Consider the following 10,815-nt stretch of genomic DNA (forward strand, 5'->3'; position numbering starts at 1 on the left):
GGACTCGGGGGGGAGGGACATGGGCAGGCGTGGTCCGGTCAGGCGGGCATGGGCGAGAAGGAGGGGTGCTTCGCCGCGACGGCGTCGAAGGTGAAGGTCGTCCTCAGGCCGCGCTCCTGGTTGAGGCAGCCGATCAGGTAATCCTGAAAGCCCGCCTTGCCGGTGCGCCACGCCTCGACCGCCGCGGCGACCGCGGACCTGTCGGCGAGCATGATGACGCGGGATGCCAGCAGCGCGTCGAGCATGGCGATGACGTCGGCCTTCCGGAAGCCGTCCTGACGCGTCAACGTCCAGACGAATTCGATCAGGACGACCAGGTTGACGAAGGCCGGCTCGGCCGAGCGGTCCTGGCTCTCCAGCAGGGTCTCCGCTCGCGGCGATTGTCCGGTATCGTCGTCGAGCGCGTAGCGAAGCAGGACGTTCGTATCGATCCCGATCATCGGCCCGACTTCGTGCGCTCGTCCTCGGCCAGGAGGTAATCGCCGATCGGGTCGTCGCTGGGTGTGGTCCGCCGGACGCGGGCGCGTGCCCGGCGGGCGATGCTCCTCAGGCGGTGCAGGGCGTCGGGCTTCTCCAGGGTCGCGCGTCCCTCGTCGTCCACGACGAGCGAGAGTTGCTCGCCCGGCGCGACGCCAAGAGCGTCGCGGGCCTCGGCCGGAAGGGTGACTTGCCCCTCCGGCGTCAGCGTGAGTGCGAAGTGCCGCATTCTGCCTCCCGCTTCATCTGCCGCTCGCTCGAGTGACCGATCCCAGGAACTTGGTCGGGTGAAGGAGCAACCGCCAGGACAACCTTGCTCAGAGGCTGCCCATCACGTCGCCGCGGAATCCGTACACCGCCCGCCCGCCGCCCATCGGGATCAGCGCGACCTCCCGGGTCGAGCCCGGCTCGAAGCGCACTGCGGTGCCCGGCGCGATGTCGAGGCGCTGACCGCGGGCCTTGTCGCGGTCGAAGCGGAGCGCCGGGTTCGTCTCGAAGAAGTGGTAGTGCGAGCCGACCTGGATCGGCCGGTCGCCGGTGTTGGCGACCTCGATCACCGTGCGGGGCAGGCCTTCGTTGAACACGATCTCGCCGTCGGGCGTGGTCACGGCGCCCGGCACGTCGGCGGCCGGCGTGCCGCGGATCGGGTGGTGGACGGTGACGAGCTTGGTGCCGTCCGGGAAGGTCGCCTCGACCTGGATGTCGTGGATCATCTCCGGCACCCCTTCCATCACCTGGTCGGCGGTGAGCACCTGGGCGCCGAGGCGCATCAGTTCGGCCACGGTGCGGCCGTCCCGGGCGCCCTCGACCACGAAGTCGGTGATCAGCGCCACCGCCTCCGGGTGGTTGAGCTTCACGCCCCGGCCCAGGCGGTTGCGGGCCACCATGGCCGCCATGGCGACGAGGAGCTTGTCCTTCTCGCGGGGTGTCAGCAGCACGGGCGGGTCCTCTGTGTCAGGGTTGGCCTCCATCCTTCACAAGGCTCAGCTCGGAGGCAAGAACCGAGCCGCCGGCGTCACGTCTGCCACACCCGCGGCAGGGGGCGGCCGCGGAACCCCTCAAGGATCCGCGCCGCGGCGAGGCGCAGGGTCCCGATCTCGGATCCGAGGAGGCGCAGCACCATGAGGCCGTTCCAGGCGCTGGCCCCGGCCTCGACCGCGAGAGCGGCGCAGCCCGCCGCCTCGATCAGCGCCCGCGCCTGGTCGAGCCGGCTCTCGGCATCGGGAGCGACGTGGAGGAGCGTCGCCATCGCGCGGGCGCCGCCCGCGATCGCCGGCCGGGCGAGCCGGCCGGCGATGTCCCCATCGAGGCGGAGCGTGTCGGCGTAGGCGAGCCGTCCGGCCCGGCGGATGCGCCAGCGGTCGCCGAGCGCGCCTTCCCGCACCACCTCGCCGCGGGCGGCGCGGCCGAACACCAGGGCCTCGAACAGGGTGAGCTGGGCGTCCGCGGCGATCTCCGCGTCGAAGCTGCGGGCGAGGCGGGCGCCGTCGAACAGGATCGTCTCCTGCGGCAGCCAGGCCAGGGCGGCGCCGGATTCGAGGGCAAGCGTCACGTCGAGCCGCGTCACCGGCCCGTCCGAGCGGTAGATCTTTTCCGCAGCCGTGGTGGTGAGGACGAGGTCGGCCCGGTCCGCCAGCCGCGCCTCGACCGTGAACTGGTCGCCGCAGGCGATGCCGCCGGCGCTGTTGAGCAGCACCGCCTCCATCGGCCCCGGCTCCGGCCGCGGCAGGCGCAGGCGCAGGGGGCCGGACTCGGCGAGGTCGGTGATCCGGGTGGCGCCGCCGGGCATCCGGGCGACCGCGAGCGCGACCCGCCCCTGCGAGCGCTGGCGGCGGAGAGCGTCGGAAGCGGGTGGCTGGTGCATCGGGAAGCCGGGGCGGGCGCGGACGGCCCTCTCGGCCACGCTTAGACCGCGGCGGCGGCCCCGCAGGCAAGCCCCGCGGGCCCGATCAAGCCCCCGCGGGCATGATCCGGCGCGGCGATCCCCTACGACCGCGAACCGTGCCGCCCGGCCCGGGCCCCGCGGGGGCCTGGCCGGACCGTCCGGCTTCCGGCGACGGCGTGTGATCGATGCAGGCGTGGGTGGGGACCTTCGCCCTCCCGGCGGGCCCGCGCGGATAACGCGCGCCCGCAGCGCCGAATCCGCCTAGGATGGCGGCTCTCGCGGAGGACGCGCCATGGACGAGTTGTCAGCGCCGAACACCTGCCGGGTCGTGCGCCCGGGGCCCGATTTCGTCGGCAAGCAGGCCCTCACCTACGCGCCGGCGGTCTCGGCCGAGTCGGTCGGTTCGAAGGGGCTGCACATGCAGCTCGTCACCCTGCCGCCGGGGGCGCGGGCCAGGGCCCACCTGCACGAGGCGCACGAGACGGCGCTCCACGTGCTCTCGGGCGTCGCCGGCATGTGGTACGGCCCGCGGCTCGAGCACCACCTATGGAGCCGGACCGGCGACTTCGTCTACATCCCGGCCGGGGTGCCGCACCTGCCCTACAACGCCAGCCGGACCGAGACCTGCACGGCGGTGATCGCCCGCACCGACCCGAACGAGCAGGAGAGCGTGGTGCTGCTGCCGGAGCTCGACTCCTTACGGCCGGCGGAAGGGGACGTGATGGCGTCGGAGGGTGCTTAGAACGCCCGGTCTCCCGGACGACTGACGCGTCAGCCGTCCGGGGAAGGGGCGAGAGTGCCTTCGAGGATCGGTCCCGTCCTCGAACGCCGCCTCACATCGCCGTCGGCCGCCCGGCCGCCACCACCAAGAGCTTGCCGTCGCCCAGGGTGCGGGCGGCCGCACGGCGGATGTCGGCTTGGGTCACCGCGCCGATCAGGCCGTTGCGGCGCGCGATGTAGTCGATGCCGAGGCCCTCGAAGGCGATCTGCACCAGCTGGTGGGCGATCTTGGTCGAGGTGTCGAAGCCGAGCGCGTAGGAGCCGGTGAGGTAGTCCTTGGCTTTCTGCAACTCGTCGTCGGACGGGCCGTCGCTGGTCAGGCGGGCGATCTCGTCGGCGATCACCGTCAGGCACTCGGCGACGCGCTCGTTCTTGGTCGCGGTGTAGCCCCAGGTCATCGAGGCGGCCCGATGGCTCACCAGGGAGGTGCCGACCGAGTAGGCGAGGCCGCGCTTCTCGCGCACCTCCTGGAAGAGCCGCGACGTGAAGGCGCCGCCACCCAGGATGTGGTTGAGCACGTAGGCCGGGATGAAGTCGGGGTCGCGCCACGGCACGCCGTCGGTGCCGAAGCGCAGCACCGATTGCGGCACGTCGAGGTCGACGACGATGCGCCGCCCCAAGCCCGTGATCGACGTCGCCGGCACCGCCGTCAGGGCGCCACCCTCCGGCAGGGCGCCGAAGGCGGCGTCGAGGGCCCGCACCAGCGCCTCCTCATTGATCGCGCCGACCGCCGCGACCTTGACCCGGCCGCGGGCGAGGAGCCGCCGGTGCATCGCCACGAGATCGTCGCGGGTGATCGACGACACGCTCTCGACGGTGCCCGACGAGGGCCGGCCGTACGGATGGCCCGGATAGGCCTCGGCGAAGAAGCGGCGCGAGGCCATCACGCCGGGGTCGTTCTGCTGGTAGCGCAGCCCAGCCAGCATCTGGGCCCGCACCCGCTCGATCGCCGCCTGGTCGAAGCGGGGCTGGGCGAGGGCGAGGGCCAGGAGCTCGATCGCCTCGTCGGCGTGCTTGACCAGCATCTTGAGCGAGCCGCCGATGGCGTCGGGCCCGGCGTGGAAGCTCAGCTCGATGGCGCGGGCGGCCAGGCGCTCCTGGAAGGCGTCGGAATCGTGCGGGCCGGCGCCCTCGTCGAGGAGGCGGGCGAGCATCTGCGCGGTGCCCGCCTTGCCCTCCGGGTCCTGCGCGGCGCCGCCCTCGAAGGTGAAGGCGAGGGCGATCAGCGGGACGACCGGGGATTCGACGTGCCAGGCCTCGATGCCGCGGGCGGAGAGGACGGGGCGCGCCTGGGCGGGGGAGGAGGACGCCGTGGCGGCGGCAGTGCGGGTGACGGCGTCGGCCGGGGTCATGAGGACCTCTTGTTGGCTTTCAGTGCGGTGCGGGTCCGCCCGGCGGCGCGCTTGCCCCGGGCGGTGGCGTGGATGCGGGCTCAGGCGGCCGCCGCCGCGGCCTCCCGGCCCTTGGTCAGGTAGCCGGTCACCGAGCGCGCCGGCACCAGGTAGCGCTCGGCCACCGCGGCGAGGCGGGGTGCCTGCACGGCCTCGATCTCCGCCGGCCAGCGGCGCACCTCCTCGATGCTCTCGCCAATGGCCAGCGCCGAGCCGAAGATGCGGGCGAGCGACGATTGGCTGTCGGAGGAGTAGATCGTCTCGGCGACGAGGCGGGTCTTCGCCCGCTCGATGGCATCGGCGGAGAGCGCCTCGGACGAGGCCCGGGCCAGCGCCCGGTCGAGGGCCTCCTCCAGCTTCTCCAGGCTCACGCCCTCCGCCGGCACGGCGTAGACCGAGAAGCGGGTGTCGTCGATGGCCGAGCCCATGTACCAGGCGCCGGCATTCACCGCGACGCCCTGCTCCAGCACCAGGCTGCGGTAGAGGTAGGAGGTCGGCCCGCCGCCCAGCACCTCGGCGAGCAGCTCGAGGGCGTGGCTCTCGCCGTCCCGGGCCGTCATGCAGGAAGGGGTGAGGTAGAGCCGCTGGAGGGTCGGCTGCTCCACCTTCGGGTCGGCCACGCTGAGGCGCCGCGCCGCCCGCGGCTCCGGCTCCCGCGGCCGCAGGCGCTGCGGCCGGGCGCCCCGCGGCGCCACCGCGCCGTAGGTGGTCTCGGCGAGGCGGCGCACCTCGTCGGCGGTGACGTCGCCGGCCACCACCAGGATGGCGTTCTCCGGGGTGTAGAAGCGGCGGTAGTAGTCGAGGGCGTGGGTGCGGTTCAGCTCCTCGATCTCGTGCATCCAGCCGATGATCGGGATGCCGTAGGGGTGGTGCACGAACAGCGAGGCCGCCATCGCCTCCGAGAGCTGGGCCGAGGGGTCGGTCTCGACCCGCATCCGGCGCTCCTCCAGCACCACGTCGCGCTCCGGCGCCACCACGGCGTCGTCGAGGATCAGGCCGGTCATCCGGTCCGCCTCGAAGCTCATCATGGTCTTCAGGTTGTCGCGCGCGACGCGCTGGAAGTAGGCGGTGTAGTCGAACGACGTGAAGGCGTTCTCCTGGCCGCCCAAGCTCGACACCGCCTTCGAGAAGGCGCCGACCGGGTGGGTCTCGGTGCCCTTGAACATCAGGTGCTCGAGGAAGTGGGCGATGCCCGACTGGCCGAGCGGATCATCCGCCGAGCCGTTGCGGTACCAGACCATGTGGGTGACGACGGGGGCGCGGTGATCGGGCACCACCACGACGTCGAGGCCGTTGTCGAGCACGAAGGACGCCACCTCGGGACCGCCCGCCTCCGCTCGGCCGAAGGGCGCCGCGTCGGTGCGCAGGGTGGCGCTGACGGGGCAGACGAGGCCGGGGGCGGGGCGCATCCTGTATGGGGGCATCCTGATCTACCTTAGCCGAGCGGCCGAAGGGGCCGCCCGTGTTGGATCGTGAACCGGCTCACTTAAGCGAGGCTTGCGGCTCATGCGAGTCACGGGCCAGCGGGGGGTGAGGCAGCTCGTCGGCCGACCACCCTGGTCACCGACCGTTAGAGACCCTGTTCTAGAGCATTTTGTGGCAGCGTGGACCCGAAGACTGCGGAGAAATGCACGGCACGCAGATCGGACCCGAGTTCCACCAGATGAAGCGTGGCCGGCGGTTCTGCGGAAGCTTGACGCTCGGTCCGCCAGATCGGCCCTAGCGTCAGCGGCCGGCCCAGTCCTGCGTCTGGAGCGGGTCTCGTCATGGGAAAAACCCCGGGCCGCTCGCGCGACCCGGGGTGCCGGACTGAGTCGAATCTCGGAAACGTTACTGGCGCGAGCGCAGGTAGACGCCGGGATCGGCCTGCTCGCGGTCGCTGATCATGCCCTTCGGGCCGCTCTCGGTGCGGGCCAGCTTGCCGTTCGGCGGCTTGCGATAGCCGGTCGGCGGCTCAGTCAGCGAGTCGCGGGAGGGCTCGACGTCGGAAGCCTCCGCGTCGTCGTCCTTCTTGCCGGCGAACAGCTGCATCGGGTTGAGCCAGAACGACTCCTTGACGTTGTCGCCCGGCTTGTAGGTCGGCTCGGTCTGCAGGCCCGCGCCCTCGCGCCGGCCGGCCCGCATCTCCTGGATCGGCAGCGTCGCGTTGTTGTCGCTCATCCGGCCGCCGTAGCCGCGGGTGATCGGCTTGCGGTCATCGGCGGCGCGGCGGTCGCGGGCGACGGTCTCGGGATCGGTCGGCCATTGCGGGTTGGCCTCGCGCACGGCGCGGCGGTCGACCGGCGGCGGCAGGGCGGCCTTGTCCATCTTCGGCGGCAGCACCAGGGGCGCGCGCTCGCGATAGGTGATCGTCGGCCGCTCGGGCTCGATGAGCCCGATCGACGAGAGGGCGTTCTTCATGGCGACGCCCTCCTGGGCCTCGGCCCCGGCCGAGGCGGCGAGCCCCGCGGCAATCGCTACGGCGAATATCGTGCGCTTGTCGAGCATGCTGGCCCCTGCCTGTTCCGCCCCCTCGTTGAGAGACTGGGTGGTGGCGGTTTCGGGCGAAGGTATGGCGTGGCCGTAGGCGGGCGCAACGCCGGGATCGGGCGTGGCGCCGGCGACACACAGCTCGTTTCAGGTCGGACCGCGGGTTGCCAGGTCGCGGCGGCGCTCCAGCACCAGCCCGTCATAGACGAGCCCGACCACCCCGAAGACGATGCCGGCATCCGCCACGTTGAACACGTACCAGGACCAGCCGCCGGCATGGAGGTGGACGAAGTCGAACACCGCGCCGTAGGCGGCGCGGTCGATGGCGTTGCCGATCGCCCCGCCGACAATCAGGCCGAGGGAGCCGGCGAGCCAGCGGCTGCCGGCCCGGGCCATCCACACCCCGAGCGCCACCGAGGCCACCAGCGAGACTCCCACCAGGATCCAGCGACCGAGGGCGCTGTCCTGCTGGAACAGCCCGTAGGAGACACCCCGGTTCCACACCACGATGAGCTGCGCGAAGGGCGCGAGCACCACGGGCTCGCGCACCGGCAGGTCGGCGAGGAACAGCAGGCCGAGCTTGCTCGCCTGATCCAGGACCAGGGTCGCGAGCGCGGTCAGCGCGCCGAAGGCGAAGGGGCGCATCCTCGGCTACTCGGCCGCGGCGGCGTGCAGGGCGTCCCACTCCCGCAGGGCCTGCGCGTCCCGGGGCGTCACGTCCGGGTAGTCCGGATCGCTGCCGACGCTCTCCAGAACCTTCCACGAGCGGGCGCATTTGCGGCCCTCCGCCAGCGCTGGCACCACCGCGACGCCCCGGACCTCGTCGAGCCGGAAGGCGTCGGCCGGGCCCTCGCCCGCCTCGACCGCGATGTCTGAGGTGATGCAGACCTCCGCGAAGTCGATGCCCTCGAGGCTGGCGAGCAACTCCGGATCGGCGACGAAGACCCGCGGCGCGGCCTCCAGGCTCGCGCCGATGCGCTTGGCGGCGCGCTCGATCTCGAGCGCCCCGGTCACCACCCGGCGCACCCGGCGGATCTTGGCCCAGCGCTTGGCCAAGGCCTCGTCGCGCCACGCGGCGGGGGTCTCCGGCAGGGTCTCGGTGTGGACCGAGCCGGTCTCGGACGGGGTGCGCGCGAGCCAGGCTTCTTCGGCCGTGAAGGCGAGGACCGGGGCGAGCCAGACCGTGACGCGCCGGAACACCTCGTCGACGACGGTCAGCGCCGCCCGCCGGGTCTGCGACGAGATCGGGTCGCAGTAGAGCGCATCCTTGCGCACGTCGAAGTAGAACGACGACAGGTCGCCGGTCATGAAGCCGTTGAGCAGCGCCACCACCCGCTTGGTGTCGAAGGTGCGGAAGGCGTCGCGGATCTCGGTATCCAGCTCGGCCAGCCGATGCAGGATGAAGCGCTCGAGCTCCGGCATCGCCTCGGGCGCCACCCGGTCCTCGGGCCGGTAATGGGCGAGGGTGCCGAGCATCCAGCGCAGCGAGTTGCGCAGCTTGCGGTAGGTCTCCGAGAACGTCTTGATGATCTCCGGGCCGATGCGCAGGTCGTCGGTGTAGTCCGAGGCCGCCACCCACAGGCGCAGGATGTCGGCGCCCGAGCCCTTGATGACGTCCTGGGGCGCGACGACGTTGCCCTTCGACTTCGACATCTTCTCCCCCTTGGGGTCGAGGACGAAGCCGTGGGTGAGCACCACGTCGTAGGGCGCGCGGTCGCGGGTGCCGCAGGATTCGAGCAGCGAGGAGTGGAACCAGCCGCGGTGCTGGTCCGAGCCCTCGAGGTACATCACCGTGTCGCCGCCGCCGTCGCGGCGGCGGCGGATGCCGGCAAGCCCCGGGAATTCCTGCGGATCGTCGAGCGTGAAGGCGTGGGTCGAGCCGGAATCGAACCAGACGTCGAGGACGTCGGTCACCTTCTCGTAGGCGGCCGGGTCGTGGTCGGGCGCGAGGAACCGGGCGCCGTCGGCATCGGTGAACCAGGCATCAGCGCCCTCCGCCGCGAAGGCGGCGTGGATGCGGGCGTTGACCGCCTCGTCGCGTAGGATCTCGCCGGTCTCGCGGTTCACGAAGACGGTGATCGGCACACCCCAGGCGCGCTGGCGCGACACCACCCAGTCGGGCCGGTTGGCGATCATGCCGGTGATGCGGTTCTGCCCCTGCGGCGGCACCCACTGGGTGACCGCGATCTCGCGCAGGGCCACGTCGCGCAAGGTCGCGTCGTGGAGCGTCGCCACCGGCTTGTCGAGGGCGATGAACCATTGCGGCGTGTTGCGGAAGATGACCGGCTTCTTCGAGCGCCAGGAATGCGGGTAGCTGTGCTTGAGCGTGCCGCGGCCGACGAGGGTGCCTGCCTGCGTCAGCGCCGCGATCACCGCCTTGTTGGCATCACCCTTCTGGCCCTTCTCGTCGAGGACGCGCTTGCCCGTCAGGCCGGGAGCGGCCTCGGTCAGCACGCCGTCGGCATCGACCGTGTAGGGGATCGCCGTGTCGATGCCGCGCTCGCGCAAGCCGCGGCCATTGGCCATCCAGACATCGAAGTCCTCGCGGCCGTGGCTCGGCGCCGTGTGGACGAAGCCGGTGCCGGCCTCGTCGGTGACGTGCTCGCCCTCCAGCATCGGCACGGCGTGGCCGTAGCCGGGATTCCAGCCCGCCAGGGGATGCGCCAGGGTCAGGCCGGCCAGCGCCTCAGGAGAAACGTCGCTCAGTCGCTCGTAGCTCTCGACCCGCGCTGCCTTGAAGACGTCGCCCGCCAGTTTGTCAGCAACAACGTAACGAACACCAGGTTGAGACCAGTTCTCTTGAGGAGCAGCAACGACACGATAAAGTCCGTAGGAAACCTTGCGGGAATAGGCGACGGCCCGGTTGGCGGGAATCGTCCAGGGTGTGGTGGTCCAGATGACGACGCGGGCGCCTTGCAGGTCCGGTGCCGCCTGGGAGTCGACGACCGGGAAGGCGGCCCAGATGGTGTCGCTGACGTGATCCTCGTACTCGACCTCGGCCTCGGCGAGCGCGGTCTTCTCGACCACCGACCACATCACCGGCTTCGAGCCGCGGTAGAGCTGGCCCGTCATCGCGAAGGTCATCAGCTCGCGGGCGATCGCGGCCTCGGCCGGATAGGCCATGGTCAGGTAGGGGTGGTCCCAGTCGCCGGTGACACCGAGGCGCTTGAACTCCTCGCGCTGCACCGAGAGCCAGTGCTCGGCGAAGGCCCGGCACTCGCGCCGGAACTCGACCACCGGCACCTCGTCCTTGTTGCGGCCGGCGGCGCGGTACTGCTCCTCGATCTTCCACTCGATCGGCAGGCCGTGGCAGTCCCAGCCCGGGACGTAGTTCGCGTCCTGGCCGAGCGCGCCCTGCGTGCGGACGACGATGTCCTTCAGGATCTTGTTGAGCGCCGTGCCGATGTGGATGTGGCCGTTGGCGTAGGGCGGGCCGTCATGCAGCACGAATTTCGGCCGGCCGGCCGCCGCCTCGCGGATCCGGGCGTAGAGGCCGATCCGCGCCCAGCGCTCCAGGATCTCCGGCTCGCGCTGCGGCAGGCCGGCCCGCATCGGGAAGTCGGTGACCGGCAGGAAGAGGGTCTCGGAGTAATCGCGCCCGGCGGCGGGCTTCGTCTCGGTCATGATGGTCGAGGCTCGTCTGGGGCGCGGGCGGGCGCGACACGGCCCGGGCGCCGAGGGAATCGCGGCGAAAGCGGCAGCAACCCGGCCTCCGCACGGCCGCGCGACGCGGCCCTCAGGCGGAAGCCGGGCTCGTAATTCGCCGGATGGCGGCGCAGCGCGGGTGCGATTCGGTCATCCGGCGCTTCTAGC

At 71.8% G+C, this 10,815-nt stretch carries 10 protein-coding genes; 1 reads left to right on the forward strand and 9 read right to left on the reverse strand.

The genetic code is table 11. The features are described from left to right. Positions 1-38: 38 nt before the first annotated feature. The 4 genes from VQ02_RS29445 to VQ02_RS29460 all read right to left on the reverse strand — a co-directional run bounded on the left by VQ02_RS29445 (position 39) and on the right by VQ02_RS29460 (position 2,341). Complete coding sequence (locus tag VQ02_RS29445) at positions 39-440, reverse strand: type II toxin-antitoxin system VapC family toxin (protein WP_048447806.1); 402 nt, start codon at positions 438-440, stop codon at positions 39-41. After that, positions 437-706, reverse strand: a complete 270-nt coding sequence (locus tag VQ02_RS29450; protein WP_048447807.1) for an AbrB/MazE/SpoVT family DNA-binding domain-containing protein — start codon at positions 704-706, stop codon at positions 437-439. Before VQ02_RS29450 ends, VQ02_RS29445 begins: the two co-directional genes overlap by 4 nt. Positions 707-794: 88 nt before the next feature. Further along, complete coding sequence (locus tag VQ02_RS29455) at positions 795-1,415, reverse strand: urease subunit gamma (protein ID WP_048447815.1); 621 nt, start codon at positions 1,413-1,415, stop codon at positions 795-797. A gap of 77 nt (positions 1,416-1,492) precedes the next feature. Further along, positions 1,493-2,341 carry an urease accessory protein UreD gene (locus tag VQ02_RS29460; RefSeq protein ID WP_083469521.1) on the reverse strand — a complete coding sequence of 283 codons (849 nt, stop codon included), beginning with the start codon at positions 2,339-2,341 and terminating at the stop codon, positions 1,493-1,495. 313 nt (positions 2,342-2,654) lie between these two features. On the opposite strand from VQ02_RS29460, the gene VQ02_RS29465 reads away from it, so the two are divergent. Further along, entirely contained in the window at positions 2,655-3,104 is a 450-nt protein-coding gene (locus VQ02_RS29465; protein WP_048447809.1) for a cupin domain-containing protein, read from the forward strand. A gap of 91 nt (positions 3,105-3,195) precedes the next feature. Here VQ02_RS29465 and VQ02_RS29470 read toward each other — a convergent pair whose 3' ends face one another. From VQ02_RS29470 to ileS, 5 genes are all read right to left on the reverse strand, one after another. Further along, complete coding sequence (locus VQ02_RS29470; RefSeq protein ID WP_048447810.1) at positions 3,196-4,494, reverse strand: M16 family metallopeptidase; 1,299 nt, start codon at positions 4,492-4,494, stop codon at positions 3,196-3,198. Positions 4,495-4,574: 80 nt separating this feature from the next. Beyond that, positions 4,575-5,942 (reverse strand): M16 family metallopeptidase, encoded by a 1,368-nt coding sequence (locus tag VQ02_RS29475; protein ID WP_157080863.1) that lies wholly within the window; start codon positions 5,940-5,942, stop codon positions 4,575-4,577. A 421-nt stretch (positions 5,943-6,363) separates the two neighbouring features. Then, positions 6,364-7,020, reverse strand: a complete 657-nt coding sequence (locus VQ02_RS29480; protein WP_048447812.1) for a hypothetical protein — start codon at positions 7,018-7,020, stop codon at positions 6,364-6,366. Positions 7,021-7,149: 129 nt separating this feature from the next. Next, on the reverse strand, positions 7,150-7,647 hold the full coding sequence (gene lspA / locus VQ02_RS29485) for a signal peptidase II (protein ID WP_048447813.1): 498 nt from the start codon (positions 7,645-7,647) through the stop codon (positions 7,150-7,152). A 6-nt stretch (positions 7,648-7,653) separates the two neighbouring features. Further along, positions 7,654-10,626, reverse strand: coding sequence for an isoleucine--tRNA ligase (ileS, locus tag VQ02_RS29490; protein WP_048447814.1), 2,973 nt, complete (start codon positions 10,624-10,626; stop codon positions 7,654-7,656). Between the last annotated feature and the right edge of the window lie 189 nt (positions 10,627-10,815).

The organism is Methylobacterium variabile (genome assembly GCF_001043975.1).
GTDB classification, from domain to species: domain Bacteria; phylum Pseudomonadota; class Alphaproteobacteria; order Rhizobiales; family Beijerinckiaceae; genus Methylobacterium; species Methylobacterium variabile.